Raw genomic sequence first — 16,569 nt, 5'->3', positions numbered from 1 at the left:
CCTTTCATCGGGCTTTTTGCTGATGTTAAAGCGGTGCCGTGACGGCTCGATTTCTGCTGCGTTACGATACGTTCTCAATTGCGATTCCGATGTGTTTCGATGACGTGACGGGTTTGTTTCGCCTTGTCAGGGCTTCGGTGGGAGGGGAGGGGCCGTGCAATATCGCGTTGACCCCAAAAGCGGCAACCGTATCTCGGCGTTGGGGCTGGGCTGCATGAGGTTTCCCGGTGCGCCGGGGCGCCCGGATGCGAAGGCAGCCGACGCCATCATTTCCCGTGCGGTGGAGCAGGGGATTAATTATCTGGACACCGCGTATCTCTATCCCGGCAACGAGGCTTGTGTGGGCACTTCGCTTGAGCGCCTAGGCCTACGCGACCAGGTTTTGCTCGCGACCAAGCTGCCACATGCTTCGTGCAAATGCGCGGAGGATTTCGATCGGTTCTTCGACGAGCAGCTGCGTCGCCTGCGGACCGACCATATCGACTATTACCTTACGCACAACATTACCTCGCCCGCCCAGTGGGGGCGCGTGGTGGCACTGGGCATCGAGGACTGGATTGCGCGCCAAAAGGCTTCGGGGCGCATTCGCCAGATCGGTTTTTCGTACCACGGCAGCGCGGCGGACTTTCTCACGATGCTCGATGCGTATGAGTGGGACTTTTGCCAGATCCAGTACAATTACGCTGGAGAGCGATATCAGGCGGGAACAGCGGGGCTCATGGCCGCCGCCGAGCGAGGCCTCGCGGTGTTTGTGATGGAGCCGCTTTTGGGCGGACGCTTGGCAGGCAAATTGCCTCCGCGGGCGCGCGCTGTTCTCGACGGTGCATGCGACCGGCATTTGCATACGCCTGCCGCTTGGGGGCTCTCGTGGGTGTGGAATCATCCCCAGGTGACCATGTTGCTTTCTGGTATGACCGATACCGCGCAGGTGGATGAGAATTCGTCACTGGCAGACCTCGCGTTGCCGAATTCGATGACTGCCAACCAGCTCGACACGATCGCGCACGTGCTGGATGAGTTTGAAAAATCGAATCGCGTGCCCTGCACGGGATGCGGCTACTGCATGCCATGTCCCAAGGGTATCAACATTCCCGGCTGCTTTGCCGCCTACAACGCGAGCTATGCGCACAGCTGGTTTACGGGGCTGTCGCAATACTTTACGGCGAGTGCGGTGCGCACGAGCGAGCCCAAGCTGGTGAGCAATTGCGTCAAGTGCGGCAAATGCGCGCGCCACTGCCCGCAGCATATCGATATCCCCGAGCGTCTCGATGACGTGCGCCGACGTTTCCAGCCGGGCCCCGTAACGGCAGTGCTTAAGGCCTTCGGCAAAACGCGCTCCTCGTGACCCTTTTATAACTTGCGGTGGAATAGTTCCTGTTTGCGGCAGAATAGGGCTTAAACAGGGACTATTCCACCGCAACTGAAAGGGGCTGTCGTGGGCCATTGGGATTCATGTGATGATTCGCGTGAGGTCCGTTGGGGCATTTTGGGCGCTGGGCACATTTCTCATCGATTTGCTTCGTCGCTCAAGAAGGTCGACGGGGCACGGCTGGTGGCTGCGGCCGGCCGCACTCCTGCACATGTCGAGGAATTTTGCCGAGCGTTTTCGATCGATGCTGCGCATGGCCATGCCTCGGTCGACGATAACGGCGATGCGGCTTATGACGCGCTGATTGCCGACTCCGATGTCGACGCAATCTACTTGGCTCTTCCGCATGGCATGCATACGCGTTGGGCCTGTTGCGCGCTGCGTGCCGGAAAGGCCGTGCTGTGCGAAAAGCCGGCCGTTTTGAGTGAGGAAGAGGCTCTCTCGATTGCCTCCACCTCTCGCGAGCGCGGCGTGCTGTTTATGGAGGCGATGAAGAATCGGTTTTGCCCGATGCGCACTCGCGTGAAGGACTTGTTTGCGTCGGGTGAGCTTGGCCGTATTGTCTCGATTGAAAGCGTGCAAAAGCTCGATTACGGCGAGTCTCCTTCGGGCTATCTGTTTGATCCGTTGCAGGGCGGCTGTCTATATGACATGGGCTGCTATGCGGTCGGTTGGTTTGAGGATTTGCTCGCGGGCGCTTGTGAGGTTTCGTCCCGTGAAGTTCGCTGGCGTGACGTATCGGGCGGTCGCGTCGATTGGGCCGACGAGATCCATATGAGCGTCGGCGGTATACCCATTCATATGGTGTGCGACGGCGAAGCAACATATGAAAGCCGCTTAACGATTGCCTGTGAGCGGGGCTCGTTGGAAATCGAGCGGCTCCATCGCCCCGAGCTCGCTCATGTGAAGTATTCCGACGGTCGAGTACTCGAAATCGATGCACCATTTGAAGTCGATGATTTTTACGGTGAGGCGTCGCATGCGACGCAGCTCATTCAGGCGGGGAAACTCGAAAGCCCCATCATGTGCCTAGCCGCCACGCAGCGCTGTGCACACATCATCGATGCGATTCGCTTGAAACTTTAGGGCGTGGGGGCATGGCGCCAGCGCTTGGAATGCCTGGAGGCCTTTGTCCCTGATGCCCCTTTTATAACTTGCGGTGGAATACGGTCTGTTTGCGCCAAAATAGGGCACCAATAGACCGTATTTCACCGCAACTGATGAGGAGGGAGCTGGAGATGCTGACGATCGGGTGCCATCTTTCGACGACGAAGGGCTATCGGGCAATGGGGGAGACAGCGTTGTCCATTGGCGCCAATACCTTTGCATTCTTTACGCGCAACCCGCGCGGCGGCAAGGCGAAAGACCTTGACATGGATGACGTGGCGGCCCTGCGCGAGCTTATGGAGCAAAACGACTTTGGCCCGCTCGTGGCTCATGCCCCGTATACCTATAACCCCTGCTCAGCCAAAGAGCGGGCGCGCGAGTTTGCCCTGGAGGCCATGGCAGAGGACCTGCGGCGCATGGAGGCGCTGCCCGGCAACTACTACAACTTCCATCCCGGTGCGCATGTGGGGCAGGGCTCCGACGCCGGCATTCAGATGATTGTCGACACCCTGTGCCAGGTGATGTTTGAGGGCCAGCAGACGACGGTGCTGCTCGAGACCATGGCCGGCAAGGGTACCGAGGTGGGCCGCAGCTTTGAGGAGCTGGCGTGCATTATCGAGGGCGTTGCCGCCAAGTGCCCAGAGCTGTCCGATAAGCTGGGCGTTTGTTTGGACACCTGCCATGTGAGCGATGCCGGCTACGACATCATCCATGATCTGGACGGCGTACTCGACGAGTTCGACCGCGTGGTGGGTATCGATCGCTTGCATGCCGTACACATCAACGATTCGAAGAACCCTTGTGGCGCCCATAAAGATCGTCACGAGTGCATCGGCAAGGGATACCTTGGCAGCGAGGAATTTGGTGGCGGTATGCAGGTTATGCAGAATATTGTATCGAATGGCCACTTGCGTTCGCTGCCGTTTATTTTGGAGACTCCGAACGAACTTGCAGGTTATGCAGCTGAAATTAGACTATTAAGGTCATTGCAGCAGTAATGACTGTCACAAAGTAGAGTATTCCATTCACGTTATGGGTTTGTTTCAATCAGTTTTCTCATTGCAGATTCGTAATTCCGGGTGCATAATAGCCAACAGTTTTTGCAGACCTCTGAATCAAACGAGGTCACCGGAAGGAGACTGATTATGAAGCTGAAGAAGCTTGGCGCATTTGCCGCCACGGGTGCTATGGCACTCGCCCTTGCTCTGACGGGCTGCGGTTCGTCCAACGCCACCTCTGGTTCTGATGCCGGTTCCAGCAGCTCTGACGACGCTAAGGTCGAGAAGGTCGACGGCTCCAAGGAGTACGCGCTCGTCAAGGACGGCACGCTGACCGTCGGCACCTCTGCCGAGTACGCGCCGTTTGAGTACAAGGATGACAACGGCGACTACCAGGGCTTTGACCTTGAGCTCATCAAGGCTATCGGTGACAAGCTGGGTCTGGATGTCGAGTACGTCAACAATGACTTTGACACGCTGGTTCCGGGCGTCGCTTCGGGCGCCAAGTATGACGTTTCCATCGCGGCTATCACCGACACGCCCGAGCGTGAGAAGGAAGTCACTTTCTCTGATTCCTACTACATGGACGATCAGGCTATCGTGACCAAGGTCGATAACACCGACATCACGGCCGACAACTACAGCGAGAAGCTCAACAACGCCGACGCTACCATCATCGTCCAGTCTGGCTCGACCGCCGAGGCCTTTGCCCAGGAGAACTTCCCCAAGGCCAAGATCGTCCCCTACAAGGACGCCACCGAGTGCTTCAGCGCCCTGCAGTCCGATAAGGGCGACGCCGTAGTCACCAACCGCTCCGTTGCCAGCCAGCTGACCGCCGAGCAGTTCAACACCTGCCAGACCATCAAGCAGATCAGCACCGGCGAGGAGTACGCCATCGCCATCAACCAGGGCAACACCAAGCTCAAGGACGACACCAACCAGGCTATCAAGGACCTGACCGACGACGGTACCGTCGACGCCCTCATGGCTAAGTACAATATCAAGTAAAATAACTACTTGATTGCGCGCGGGCCCTTTCCGTTTTGGCGGAAAGGGCCTTTGCGCTTCTCTTGACGGAGAGCGTTTCCGTCTCGTTTTGCCGGCAACTTCTACGATAGGAGCCACCTTGTCTCGACTGAACAAAGGGGCCGCGGAGCAGCGTTTTCCACTGCCCTCGATGCTCCAAAAGCTGGCCTGTGCCCTGGCTGTGGCGCTCGCCCTGGTATGCGCGGGGGCCTGCGTGCCCACGACCGCCCAGGCGCTTGAGACCGCAAAGATTACCGCCCGACCCAACACCGGTTCGGGCAGCGCCGTGGTCGGCGGTACCGAGACGCGCATCACTTGGGAAGTTCAGGCCGATGCCGACGAGGAGCTGAGCGGTCTTTCGCTGACGTTTGTCGACGGCACGACGTTTGGTACCGATGACACGCGATTGACGATGCTCTCGGGCGAGGACCTCATGGATCGTACGCCCATGAAGCCCACGTGCAAGGCTGACGGCCAGACGCTCAAGATTGACTTTGGCGAGACGGCGCCTGCCGGCGGCTATTTCCGCGTCGAGGTTTACGGTGTGACGTTTCCCGTCGAGGGCGGCGATGAGGCCTTTAGCGGCACCTATACGCTCGCCGACGGTTCGACCAAGAAGATCTCCAAGATTCCGTCGGTGGAGATCAAGGGCGTGACGGCCTTCGATAACTTCCTGGCCGACCTTAAGGAGCAGCCGTGGGTCGAGGCGTGGAACTCCAATATGTTTCTGCGCCTGTTCTTAAACCCGGTCATTTTGGTCCAAAGCCTGCCGATCGTCTTTAAGGGCTTCCTCATGTCGCTCTCGATCGTGCTCGTGGCGTTTCCGCTGGCAATCCCCTTTGGCTTTGCCTTGTCGCTCATGCGCATCTCCAAGTCGCGCATCCTGCGTTGCCTTGCCGGCATCTATGTGAATATCATTCGCGGTACGCCGGCGTTCCTGCAGATCTATATCGCGTTCTTCGGTCTGCCGTTGGCCGGCGTCAAGGTGGACGACTATGTCTTGGGCGTCATCGTCATGGCCATGAACTCGTCTGCGTACCTGTGCGAGATCTTTCGTGCCGGTATTCAATCGATCCCCAAGGGCCAAAACGAGGCTGCTCGCTCTCTGGGCATGAATGCCTTCCAGACGCTGCTCTACGTTATGATTCCGCAGACGTTCCGCAATGTTTTGCCTACGCTGACCAGCGAGTTTATCTTGCTTTACAAGGATACGTCGCTGCTTGCCGCCGTGGGTGTGGTCGAGATCGTCATGAACGCCCGTACCATCGTGGCCACGACGGGCTCCATTACACCGTACGTGGTTGCCGCCCTGTTCTATCTGGTCATCACCCTGCCGCTCGCTCGCTTGGTGAGCGGTCTTGAGGCAAGGCTTTTGGGCACGACCGAGACCAAGAAGAAGCGTCCCGCCAAGAGCGCCGGACAGGTTGTCGCGACGCCTGCCGATCACATCGCCGGTCTGTAAGGAGGTCCTATCATGAGCGAAACCAATAACTCGAACGAGGTCGTCGTCAGCATCAAGAACCTCCAGAAGGCCTTTGGCGATAACGTGGTCCTGCGCGATATCGATCTGGATGTGCACAAGGGCGAGGTCGTCGTTGTCCTGGGCCCCTCGGGCTCGGGCAAGTCGACGATGCTTCGCTGCATCAATCGTCTGGAGCATCCCACGAGCGGCTCGATTATCGTTGAGGGCGTGGATGTGTGCGCCAAGGGTGTCGACCTCAACAAAGTGCGCACGCATCTGGGTATGGTGTTCCAGCAGTTCAATTTGTTCCCGCACCTCTCAGTCAAAAAGAACGTCATGCTTGCGCAGCAAAAGGTGCTCAAGCGCAGCAAGGAAGAGGCCGAGAAGATCGCCGTCGAGGAACTCACCAAGGTCGGTCTGGCCGAGCGCATCGATTTTATGCCGAGCCAGCTCTCGGGCGGCCAGCAGCAGCGCGTGGCCATCGCCCGCGCCCTGTCGATGAACCCGCACGTCATGCTCTTTGACGAGGCGACCTCGGCGCTCGACCCTGAGCTTGTCCGTGACGTATTGGGCGTTATGCGCGACCTGGCACGTGACGGTATGACCATGATCGTCGTGACGCACGAAATGGGCTTTGCCCGCGACGTCGCCGACCGCGTTGTCTTTATGGACGGCGGCGTTATCGTGGAAGAGGGTACGCCGAGCGAGGTCTTCGACCACCCCAAGAGCGAGCGTACCAAGGCGTTCTTGGGCAATATCTCGTAGCGGCGCATCGAGGTTGTCGATATAACAAACGGGGACCGGATGGTATCCGGCCCCCGTTTTTGTTTGGGCATGAGCTACTGTTGTTGCGCGGTACTCGGCTGTCAGTTGCCTTGCGGCTTTCTGGCGGCTTCGTTAGGCCAGCTCTGCTCCCAGAGCCTTGCAGGCCGCCTCGCCCTCATCGTCGGGCGCATCGTAGCAAATGACGGAATCGACGACGTTGACGCCCGCCTCGTCGGCATCGGCCTTCCAATTGTCCATCCACTCGCCCTCGGCCCACGAGTAGGAGCCAAAGAGGACGACCTTCTTATCGCCGAGGGTCTCCTTGACCTCGTCCCACATAGGCTGGAACTCGTCATACTCAAGCTCCTCGGAACCCATGGCGGGGCAGCCGAAGGCAATGGCGTCATAGCCGGCGGCCTTGTCTGCGGAGAAGTCGGCGCAGGAGATGACCTCTGCCTCGGCGCCGGCACCGGTTGCGCCCTCGGCAACGAAGTTTGCCATGGCCTCGGTGTTGCCTGTACCACTCCAGTAGACGACTGCGATCTTGCTCATGTGTTTTCCTTTCGGTTGTGCGGCGTGCGGCCGCGTTTTGTATGCTCTATCGGGTTGCCTGGACAAGTTGTTTCAGGGTGCAGCCCTGTTGATAGATGTAGGTAAGGTATTGCGTGCATGCGCGATAGGAATCGAAGGTCGTGAGTGCCTGCTCAACGTTTGTGTATACCTTCCATGCGCCAAAGACCTTATAGTTTTCGCCGTGCTGGACGATAAACTGATGGACATCTTCGTAGGGATAGCCCAAAAAATAGCCAATTTCGTGGGGGAACTCGCACGTGCAGCCCGTATCGCAGTGCCTATTTCGCGCGAGTGCGCAGACGCTGCCGTCATAGGCGCTTTCTGCGGCATTGCTGCTTGCCAGCGTGATGCGCGCGGCGAGATGCACCAGGGATGCGGGCAGGTTGTGGACATCGTAACCTTCGGCGGCTAGCGCCGTCGTGGCACGGGGGTCGGAGAGGTATCGCATGAGGTCCGCAGGGCGATACACATAGATGAGCGCTCCGCAGGGGCGCCAGACCAAAACGCTCATATGGATTCCGAGTGGCTGGAGCTCGCGGTTGCATTGGGCTATGACGGCGAGCAGGCGAGAGCGTCGCTCTTCGATATGGGCGGCGCCGGGTTTTCCGTTTTGGTTAGCGTAAACGCCGGGATAGGTAAAGAGCGAAGCCGGCTTGATACCTGCGAGCGTAGGGGAGCAGTTGCGCACGACAGCCGTTTGGTATGTTGGGATGTCAATGGTTCGAGTCACGATGCTCCTTTCGGGTCCTCAGTTGTTAGCCTAGGAAAACTTATACACGAAAGTAAGCCATGGTCAACAAAAAAGTTTGAAGAGGGAAACTAATTGACCGAACGGACACGATTTTGGGTTAAGATGGGGACACCCCATGGGGGTATCTAGATAGTGCTACTTGAAAGGGGAACGCATGAGCGACTTGCTCAACCCTGCGAATCTCATCGTGTTGGCCGTCATTGCCGTCGGCATGTTTTTTGGACTGCGTCGCATTGTCGCTTCGACACACGGAAAGAGCTGCTGCAGCGATGGCGCGAGCGGTAAGAAGGCCAAAAAGGTTGTTGTGGTGGATACCGATGCATCGCACTATCCCTATAGCGATGAGCTGCTCATCGGCGGCATGAGCTGTGACGGCTGCGCTCAGAACGTAGCCAATGCTCTCAATGCGCTGGATGGCGTGTGGGCAACGGTGACGTATGCGGACCACACAGCGCGCGTGCGCTCCAAGCGGCCGATCGATCGCGGTGTCCTTGAGGCTGCCGTGAGAGATGCGGGTTACTACGTCATGACGCTGTAGGCCTTGCCTTGGATGCGCGTCCTTGCCTAGGCTCGTCCGCGTAGCTCGATGTCCTGGATGTCGTCGAAGTCGATGGCGATATCTTTGAGCTTGAGGAGTTTGAAAGCAGGGAGCGCCTCGTCGAGGATGCCGGTGCGGCTGCGATAGCCGTATGTATCGTAATAGGTGACACGAACCAAGTCGCCGCGCTTGAGGCCCTCGAGCTTTTTCGAAAGTTCGAGGGCTTTTTCTTCTGTGAGTTCGCATTTTGGCTCGGCGGTGATCTCTTGTTTACGCACGAGCTCGTAGTATCCCGTGAGGGCGGCAAAGGGCATAAACTGCGCGGCACGGCCGGCACGGACGGTGCCGTTGGCGGTGAGCTTTGGGTCGGCGGAGCGACGTCTTCCCTCGGGGTCCGCTAGGCGTTCAAAAGGTGTCGGTGGCCGCATCGGCTGTTGTTGGGACTTAGGCACGATGTCCTCCTACCTGATCGTTGCGTTCGCGCGCGGTGGCGCCGGCGGTAAAGCTCAGCCCCTTAACCAGCGCGTTCTTGCCGTATTTGCCTTTCACGGCCAGCACGGCGCGTGCCAGGTCGCGCTCGCGCTCATCGGCCTCGATATCGCTGAACAGATCGATGGTGGCAAATTCCTCGGGCATGAGGTTGCCAAATCCCAGATTGATGCGCTTGACCGGTCGTTTGGGATCGACAGTCTGCGCCCAGAGCTCATCGAAATAGCCCATGATCTTCTTGAACGAATTGGTACGCTCGGGCAGCTTTCGCGAGGCGTTAGAGTGCGCAAAGAGTGCGGCATAGCCACCGCGCGGTTTGCCGCCATGCTCTCCCACAAAGATGCCATCGATTGCCTGCGCTTCGCGCACCAGGCGACGCCGTTCGTCATCGCGCTGGACGGGCTTGGGCGCACGGGGCGCGAGCTCGGGGCCGGCGGTTGCGGTGGGTTCGATACTCGATGTGCTCGAGCGCAGGTGCCCGCATCCGTCCACATACTGCGCTGTACCGCTGGCGTCGAGGCGGCGTATGTCGGCGCGTTCGCTCGCGTAGCCCACAAAGAGCGAGATACTGTCGCAGACCACGTGCTTATCGACCAAATCTAAAACGGCGTTGTCGACCATCTCGCGCAAGACGGTATAGGCCTGTTCGTAGGCATAACCCTTCGAGAGCACCTGTCCTGTGGTGGTCGAAGTTGCCTGCGGGCGATAGGCTTGGATATCGGCGATGGTTGTCGGCTCGCGCCCGAAGGCGTGGTCGATAAGATATTCGGCATTGACGCCGAGTTCGTCGTAGAGCAGGTTCTCGTCGAGTGCGGCGACGCCCATCAGGTCGTAGACGCCATACTTTTCGAGTCGGGCTGCCACGCCGGGGCCGATGCCCCAGATGTCGGTGATGGGGCGATGGGGCCAGATCTCCTTGCGAAAGGTCTCGTCGTCGAGTTTGCCGATGCGACTGGGCACGTGCTTGGCGGTGATATCGAGCGCCACCTTGGCCTGGAATAGGTTGGGGCCGATGCCGACCGTCGCCGTGATGCCGGTGCGCGCGAGGACCTCGTCGCGCAGCGTGCAGGCGAACCCTTCCGCATCTGTGTGATAGAGGTCCAGATAGGGCGTCACGTCGATAAAGCACTCATCGATGGAGTAGACGTGCACGTCCTGGGGGCTGACGTATTCCAGATAGATACCGTAGATTTTCGCCGACACCTCCATGTAATGATGCATGCGCGGTACGGCCGTGATGTAGTCGATGCCATCGGGAATCTCAAATAGGCGGCAGCGGTTGTGAATCCCTAAGTCCTTCATAGCCTGTGTGATGGCGAGGCAGATGGTCGTGCGCCCGCGCGATTCGTCGGCAACGACCAGGTTGGTGGTGAGCGGATCGAGCCCACGATCGACGCACTCGACGCTGGCATAAAACGTCTTGAGGTCGATGCAGATATAGGTGTGCTGCTCGTGCGCCATCCGTGCCCTTTCATCAAACACATGTTCTTATCGAATACATGTTCGATAATACCCGCTCATCCGGACATCGTCAAAACTTGTCAAAAAGGGACTGGTTTGTTTTGGTAGGTATGGTCGTGCGGTTGGATCGGGTTTTAACGCAGCTCTAAAGAGTGCGAAACAGCTCGGAAAACCTCGCTTCGTAGCATGAGCCTAACGATTGATACCGCCTATACGCACGGAAGGGTTGTGGAAAAGATGGTCAATTATGGGTTTGGTATGCCGACGCGCCTTGTTGCGGATGGAGACGTGGCTCGCTGGTGCGGACGATTGGTCGCTCACTACGGTGGCACCAAGGCGCTGGTCGTGTTGGGCGGTGACAAACATACGCACGATGAGCTCGTCTCGGCGGCGCTCGCCTCGCTTGATCGAGCTCTGCTCGAACGCGTGCTTTTTCGCTGCGGCTTGGTCGGGGGCGATGGGGGAGACGAACTGATCGACGAAGCCGTGGCCCTGGCGACCGACGAAGGCGTGGACTTTGTCCTGGCGATCGGCGATGCCGATACGGCGGGCTTTGCGCGCGAGCTCGCGCGTCGCATGGCGGCGCTCGATGCCGGCGAAGACGGCTTTGTGCCTTATGGATGCATTGTCTCGGAGGGCAAGGTGCCTGCTGTCGTGGGCACCGGCGAGGTTCCCGTTTTTGCCATTATCGCGCCCGAACTGCTGGAGGGCATCGGGTCTCCTCTGCGTGAGTTACTCGGTAGCGTCTGCGCCGCGGCCTAATATTTGCCATAAAAGGACGGGTTATTTTTGGTTGGTAAAGCGTTTGACCTGCCAAAATAAGCCTGTCCCTTTTTGATCGGTTGCCGTTTAGGGGCCGATTGGCAACGCTCGCTGATTGCAGTCTTGACCTGCGCTAGAATAGTGGCATCTGAATGTCCGGGCGCATGGAGGCGTGCGCCCGTATGCTGAGGAGGACTCTATGGCAACTGTTGCCGCACCTATCGATGCTACGTCGACTGCCGCTTGGAAGGCACTCGAGGCTCATCAGGAGAAGCTCGAGGCCGATGGTATCGACCTCAAGGCCTGGTTCGCCGCCGATGCCGAGCGCGTGAACAAGCTGAGCTTTGACGCCGGTGACCTGCACTTTGATCTGTCGAAGAACCTGGTGACCGATGAGACCGTCAAGCTGCTGTGCGATCTTGCCCGCGAGGTGAAGCTCGAGGAGCGCCGCGACGCCATGTTCTCCGGCGAGCACATTAACACCACCGAGGACCGCGCCGTCCTGCACACCGCGCTTCGCCGCCCCGCAACCGAGAAGGGCCAGCTCATCGTCGACGGCCAGGACGTCGTCGCCGACGTGCACGAGGTCCTCGATCGCATGTATGCCTTCGCCGAGCGCGTGCGCTCCGGTGAGTGGAAGGGCGTTACCGGCAAGAAGATCGAGCACCTGGTGTCCATCGGCATCGGCGGCTCCGATCTGGGCCCGGTCATGGCTTACGAGGCTCTGCGTCCCTATGCCGACGCCGGTATCGACTGCCGCTACATCTCCAACATCGACCCCAACGACCAGGCCGAGAAGCTCAAGGGCCTGGATCCCGAGACCACGCTCGTGATCATCGTCTCCAAGACCTTCACCACGCTCGAGACCCTCACCAACGCCCGCGAGGTCAAGACCTGGATGCTCGAGCAGCTCAAGGCTCAGGGCGCCATCGACGGCTCCGATGAGCAGAACGCCGAGGCCGTGGCAAAGCACTTCGTCGCCGTTTCCACCGCACTCGAGAAGGTCGAGGCCTTCGGTATCGACCCCGCCAACGCCTTCGGCTTCTGGAACTGGGTCGGCGGCCGCTACTCCGTCGACTCCGCCGTGGGTCTGTCGCTGATCGTTGTGCTCGGTCCCGAGCGCTTCCAGCAGTTCCTCGAGGGCTTCCACGCTATCGACGAGTACTTCTGCAACACGCCGCTCGAGAACAATGCCGTCGCGCTGATGGGCCTGTTCAACGTCTGGTACGTCAACTTCTTCGGTTCCAAGAGCCACGCCGTGCTGCCGTACTGCCAGTACCTGCATCGTTTCCCGGCCTACCTGCAGCAGCTCACCATGGAGTCCAACGGCAAGCATGTCCGCTGGGATGGCAACGCCGTGACCTCCGATACCGGTGAGATCTTCTGGGGCGAGCCCGGCACCAACGGCCAGCATGCCTTCTACCAGCTGCTGCATCAGGGCACCGTGGTGGTTCCGGCCGACTTCATCGCCTTTGCCAATACCGCCAACCCTGCGACCGACAGCGGTCAGGACGTGCACGAGCTGTTCCTGGGCAACTTCCTTGCCCAGACCAAGGCGCTTGCCTTTGGGAAGACGGCCGACGAGGTTCGTGCCGAGGGCACGCCCGAGCAGATCGTCCCGGCTCGCTGCTTTGAGGGCAACCGCCCGACGACCTCGATCTTCGGCGACACGCTGACCCCGTTCGCGCTCGGCGAGCTCATCGCCCTGTACGAGCACATCACGTTTGTCGAGGGCACGGTCTGGGGTATCGACTCCTACGACCAGTGGGGCGTTGAGCTTGGCAAGCAGCTTGCCAAGCAGATCACCCCTGCCTTCCACGATGACGCCGCCAAGGCCGAGCAGGACGCTTCGACCCAGGCGCTCATCGAGTTCTACCGCGCGCATCGCAAGTAGTCGCTGCTGTTAACGCATCGCGTCTTATAGCCAGGGGCCCGTATCCCATCGGATGCGGGCCCCTTTGCTTTGCCGTGGCCCCGGGGCGCACGGCCTTTAAGGATCTTCGCCGGAGCGTCGCGTGCTGCGAGGGCCCTGCGTCTAGAGCTCGGCCTCCGCATGACCTCGCTGCGCCTCGGGCAGCTCCCCGTAGAGCGGATGGTCTTCGAGCCTAAAGCGCTCGACCTGTTCGGGAGTGCGACCGCGTACAAAGAGCCACGAGCGATCAATCGGCGTTGCCATGAGCGTGCTGGGCAGCGCGTCGGCGCGGTCGGAAAACACCCGGGCACTCTCGGGATCCTGGAACGCCAGTACCAGATGCGTGTCGCAGTTGCCCATGATGGAGCGTGCGCGTGCCTCGCCATAGAGCGCATCGAGCTGGTTGGTCGACTGCAGCAGCAGCGTTGCCCAGATGTTGCGGCTTCGGATAATCGAGAGCACGTTGTCGATCTGGGGGATCTGCAGATTTGCGAAGTCATCGAGCATAAAGCGCACGGGCACGGGCAGGCTGCCGTCGGGCTGCTTATCGGCTTCGCGAATGAGGCCCATAAACGCCTGCGTAATAAAGAGGCCGGTCAGCGGATCGAGATTGCGGTCAATATCGCTTACGGTTACAAACAGGGCGCAGGGGGTGTGTCCCATGGAAGCAAAGTCCACCTGATGGCACTCACGATAGAGCTGTGCCGCACCGTCGAATCCCAGACACATGACCTTTTCGGCAAGGATACCGACGATGCTCGCGTGCATGCGCTCGGCATTTTGCGTAATGGCGTAGCGCCGCCATAGCGAGAGGGCATAGCTTTGGGGGTCAGTCGTGATCAGGTCGTCAAACAATCGGCCCGTGGCACCGTCCTGCAGGTGCTCGATCAGCTTGATGACCGAGCTGATCGTCTGCTCGTCGTCGGGTAGCTGTTCGGTGACGTAGGCGATAAGACACGACAGCAGGTTTGCCGCCGCATGATCCCAAAAAGGCTGGTTGTTATCCTCGATGGGGCAGATGGCCTTTGCCACCGAGAGGATGTCCTGCTGGTTGGGCCTGCCGTCCGCCTTGCGGCGAATGTGCCTCAGGGGGTTGTAGCCGCAGCGCTCGATGCCGGGCGCAAGGGCCGGGACGGTGTTGAGGTCGGCGAAGTTGAGACATTGCACGCGGTAACCGTGGGCTGCCAGCACGGGTCCCACTTCGCGACAGAGCGTCCCTTTGGTGTCGAGCACGATATAGCTCGCATTCATCTGAAGCAGGTTGGGCTTAAGGACGTTTCGGGTCTTGCCGGCTCCCGAGGGGCCGATCACAAGTGCGTTGTTGTTGAGTCCCGTTTGGCGGGTGTCGCAGGAAAGCGTTCGATCCTTGGCGAGGATGGTGGACGATGCGGACTCAGATGCGGCGAGGCGGCTGGCGAGGTTAGACATGGGCGACCTCCTTGGTGGTCGAGAGGATTTCGTGGGCAAAGCCGAGCTCGACGGCGCGCTCGGCCGAAAGGTAGGTGTCTTTTGCAGTGAGGGACTGGATGCGCTTGGGCGTGAGGCCGCTGCGGTCCGAGAGGATTTGTGTGAGGGTCTTGCGGGTCTGCATGAGACGCCGGCTGGTTTCCTGCAGCGCAAGTGCCGAGCCGCCTGCCCCCTGGGGGATCAGTGGGTCGTGAATCATGAGCTCTGCATGGGGCGCCATACGGCGATCGTCGCCGCCCATAAAGATCACGGCGCCCATGGACGCGGCGAATTCCAGGCAGACGGTGCGGATGGGGCACGATGCGAGGCGCATGGCGTCATAGATCGCAAGACCCGATCGCACGCTTCCGCCGGCGCTGGCGACAAATATGGTGATGGGGCGGCTGGGGTCGGTGGCATCGAGCAGGCGGATCTGCTGGCATAGGTCATGGGCCATCGGGGTTTCGATGTTTCCCATGACGGAGAGCTCGCGACGGGCGAGCATCTCATCGTAAATGCTGGTGAGCGTGATACCTCGGGCGGATTCACGCATGGTGAGGGGGCTGATGATGGGGGAATGATTGGTGTCCATGAGGACTCCTTTCTGTTGGTTGTGTTGTGGAATAGGATTGTTGCCCGCGGAGGGGCTGGCGGGCTACAGGGTTCGTCCGAGCCTGAGATCGAGCTCGGTTGTGGGGCAGGCTGCCTGTTCGTGCGGCTCGCAAGCGCCAAGGGCTCCAAAGCGATGGAGCGTTGCGACGGGCGTGGTGTAGGCGAGCCGCAACTGATGCTCGACAGGGGCGCATCCGTCATTTTTGTAATGAGCCGCGTAGTACTGCGCGATGCTGGCGTTCATCTCGCTGCCATTGCGGTGGCGCTCAAACTGGCGTCTGCAGGTTTCGATGATCTTTGCTACCGACTTGGGTGCCGTCGCGGGAACAAGGGCGAGATAGCCCTCAAATAGCTCGTTGATGCTCAGGAGGCACAGCAGGTCGATCAGCGTCCTTATGGCTACTCCCTCGGCAGAAAAGTGCGCGGTCATGCGGTTATATCGGTTGCGGTCGACAATGGCCGCATGGGGTCTTGGAGTTTTCTGCCCCGTGGTCCCGGGCTTTTGCCGCGCCTGTGTATTGAGCTCGACGTTGCAGCGCTTGAGGCCGTCCAACGGAAGGAACAGTGCGGTGCGCAGGGTGTTCCGCTTGCTTTCGAGTTCATGACGCTCGTCGGGTTCCCATTCGAGCTTGAGTTTCGTGTCGAGCGCCGTAAGCATATGGGCTAGGCAGCCTACGGTAAGAACGTACGAATCGTTGTCGCGTTTTGGGGCATAGGGGTCTGTCAGCTTGCGAATGTCGGGGTCGCCCATGATCTTTGTGCAGCGCTTCAGCAGTTGAGGGTGGTCGGCCAAGATCGTCGCGAGCGGTAGCGACGCGTAGTTCTTGATGGTCGCGGCGGCAAAGGCGGCGTCATATTCGTTTGCATATGCTCGCTCAATGCGGGCATCCAGAATGCTTTTCTTATCGCCGTCTTCAGCGTGGTGGTTTGTCATAGCTTCTCCAATCGGTTGATGTTCGTGCTGTTTGTTGATGTGTTGGTTGTCGTGAGTGATGTGCTTGCCGTGGGTGATGTGCTGACGTTGGGGTGCTATGCGGTTTTCAATGAGCCCGTGAGGCAGTTGCTGCAGGGGCGGGATGGAACGGCCCATGCAAGGCGGAAGGCATCGTGCTCAAAATCGAGACAGCAATGCCCTGGGTGCCTCACATGTGGCAGTTACCTCATTAAGTTGTCATTGCGTTTGGGGTTGTACTTTGCCGATCTTCCTTCTCTTACACGCTAAAACTCAAACTTCATATGCTCGATCTACTTAAAACCGCAACGGCGGTCTTTTATCAACTTATATGTCGGAACGCGTC

Annotated in this window: 16 protein-coding genes; 9 read left to right on the top strand and 7 right to left on the bottom strand. The window is 59.4% G+C overall.

The genetic code is table 11. The features are described 5' to 3' along the window. Nucleotides 1-154 precede the first annotated feature (154 nt). From I1M21_RS03950 to I1M21_RS03925, 6 genes are all read left to right on the top strand, one after another. On the top strand, nt 155-1,345 hold the full coding sequence (locus I1M21_RS03950) for an aldo/keto reductase (RefSeq protein WP_195192521.1): 1,191 nt from the start codon (nt 155-157) through the stop codon (nt 1,343-1,345). Nucleotides 1,346-1,435: 90 nt separating this feature from the next. Next, nucleotides 1,436-2,455 carry a Gfo/Idh/MocA family protein gene (locus I1M21_RS03945; protein ID WP_195192520.1) on the top strand — a complete coding sequence of 340 codons (1,020 nt, stop codon included), beginning with the start codon at nt 1,436-1,438 and terminating at the stop codon, nt 2,453-2,455. Nucleotides 2,456-2,607: 152 nt separating this feature from the next. Further along, nucleotides 2,608-3,474 carry a deoxyribonuclease IV gene (locus tag I1M21_RS03940; protein WP_195192519.1) on the top strand — a complete coding sequence of 289 codons (867 nt, stop codon included), beginning with the start codon at nt 2,608-2,610 and terminating at the stop codon, nt 3,472-3,474. Nucleotides 3,475-3,621: 147 nt separating this feature from the next. After that, nucleotides 3,622-4,482 (top strand): ABC transporter substrate-binding protein, encoded by an 861-nt coding sequence (locus I1M21_RS03935; RefSeq protein WP_195192518.1) that lies wholly within the window; start codon nt 3,622-3,624, stop codon nt 4,480-4,482. Between the two features lie 118 nt (nt 4,483-4,600). Then, the gene (locus I1M21_RS03930; RefSeq protein ID WP_229025570.1) at nt 4,601-5,962 is read left to right on the top strand and encodes an ABC transporter permease subunit; all 1,362 of its coding nucleotides are present in this window, start codon (nt 4,601-4,603) and stop codon (nt 5,960-5,962) included. A gap of 12 nt (nt 5,963-5,974) precedes the next feature. Further along, entirely contained in the window at nt 5,975-6,727 is a 753-nt protein-coding gene (locus I1M21_RS03925; RefSeq protein WP_055286888.1) for an amino acid ABC transporter ATP-binding protein, read from the top strand. Nucleotides 6,728-6,859: 132 nt separating this feature from the next. Here the strand turns inward: I1M21_RS03925 and I1M21_RS03920 are convergent, their stop codons facing one another. Together I1M21_RS03920 and I1M21_RS03915 are read right to left on the bottom strand one after the other, a co-directional pair. Further along, the gene (locus I1M21_RS03920; RefSeq protein ID WP_195192517.1) at nt 6,860-7,279 is read right to left on the bottom strand and encodes a flavodoxin; all 420 of its coding nucleotides are present in this window, start codon (nt 7,277-7,279) and stop codon (nt 6,860-6,862) included. Nucleotides 7,280-7,325: 46 nt separating this feature from the next. After that, nucleotides 7,326-8,030: a DUF3793 family protein gene (locus I1M21_RS03915; protein WP_195192516.1), complete on the bottom strand. Its 705-nt coding sequence runs from the start codon at nt 8,028-8,030 to the stop codon at nt 7,326-7,328. Between the two features lie 175 nt (nt 8,031-8,205). Between I1M21_RS03915 and I1M21_RS03910 the strand changes: the two genes are divergently transcribed. Then, the gene (locus I1M21_RS03910; RefSeq protein WP_195192515.1) at nt 8,206-8,589 is read left to right on the top strand and encodes a heavy-metal-associated domain-containing protein; all 384 of its coding nucleotides are present in this window, start codon (nt 8,206-8,208) and stop codon (nt 8,587-8,589) included. Nucleotides 8,590-8,615: 26 nt separating this feature from the next. On the opposite strand, the gene I1M21_RS03905 is transcribed toward I1M21_RS03910, so the two are convergent. Both I1M21_RS03905 and I1M21_RS03900 read right to left on the bottom strand, forming a co-directional pair. Continuing rightward, on the bottom strand, nt 8,616-9,041 hold the full coding sequence (locus I1M21_RS03905) for a hypothetical protein (RefSeq protein ID WP_231500777.1): 426 nt from the start codon (nt 9,039-9,041) through the stop codon (nt 8,616-8,618). After that, entirely contained in the window at nt 9,034-10,539 is a 1,506-nt protein-coding gene (locus tag I1M21_RS03900) for a Y-family DNA polymerase (protein WP_195192514.1), read from the bottom strand. The genes I1M21_RS03905 and I1M21_RS03900 overlap by 8 nt, the downstream gene beginning before the upstream one ends. A gap of 258 nt (nt 10,540-10,797) precedes the next feature. Between I1M21_RS03900 and I1M21_RS03895 the strand changes: the two genes are divergently transcribed. Then, on the top strand, nt 10,798-11,301 hold the full coding sequence (locus I1M21_RS03895) for an iron-containing alcohol dehydrogenase (RefSeq protein ID WP_229025569.1): 504 nt from the start codon (nt 10,798-10,800) through the stop codon (nt 11,299-11,301). Between the two features lie 199 nt (nt 11,302-11,500). Beyond that, on the top strand, nt 11,501-13,195 hold the full coding sequence (gene pgi, locus I1M21_RS03890; protein WP_195192512.1) for a glucose-6-phosphate isomerase: 1,695 nt from the start codon (nt 11,501-11,503) through the stop codon (nt 13,193-13,195). Nucleotides 13,196-13,336: 141 nt separating this feature from the next. Here the strand turns inward: pgi and I1M21_RS03885 are convergent, their stop codons facing one another. The 3 genes from I1M21_RS03885 to I1M21_RS03875 form a co-directional block, all read right to left on the bottom strand. Continuing rightward, nucleotides 13,337-14,641 carry a VirD4-like conjugal transfer protein, CD1115 family gene (locus tag I1M21_RS03885; protein ID WP_195192511.1) on the bottom strand — a complete coding sequence of 435 codons (1,305 nt, stop codon included), beginning with the start codon at nt 14,639-14,641 and terminating at the stop codon, nt 13,337-13,339. After that, nucleotides 14,634-15,251: an ATP-dependent Clp protease proteolytic subunit gene (locus I1M21_RS03880; RefSeq protein WP_022094432.1), complete on the bottom strand. Its 618-nt coding sequence runs from the start codon at nt 15,249-15,251 to the stop codon at nt 14,634-14,636. The genes I1M21_RS03885 and I1M21_RS03880 overlap by 8 nt, the downstream gene beginning before the upstream one ends. A gap of 63 nt (nt 15,252-15,314) precedes the next feature. Continuing rightward, nucleotides 15,315-16,361, bottom strand: a complete 1,047-nt coding sequence (locus tag I1M21_RS03875) for a hypothetical protein (RefSeq protein WP_195192510.1) — start codon at nt 16,359-16,361, stop codon at nt 15,315-15,317. Nucleotides 16,362-16,569 lie beyond the last annotated feature (208 nt).

This window comes from Collinsella aerofaciens (assembly GCF_015546965.1).
In the GTDB taxonomy this organism is placed as follows: Bacteria; Actinomycetota; Coriobacteriia; order Coriobacteriales; family Coriobacteriaceae; genus Collinsella; species Collinsella aerofaciens_X.
The sequence above is the reverse complement of the archived record's forward strand: the minus strand, read 5'-3'. Positions and strand labels throughout refer to the sequence as shown.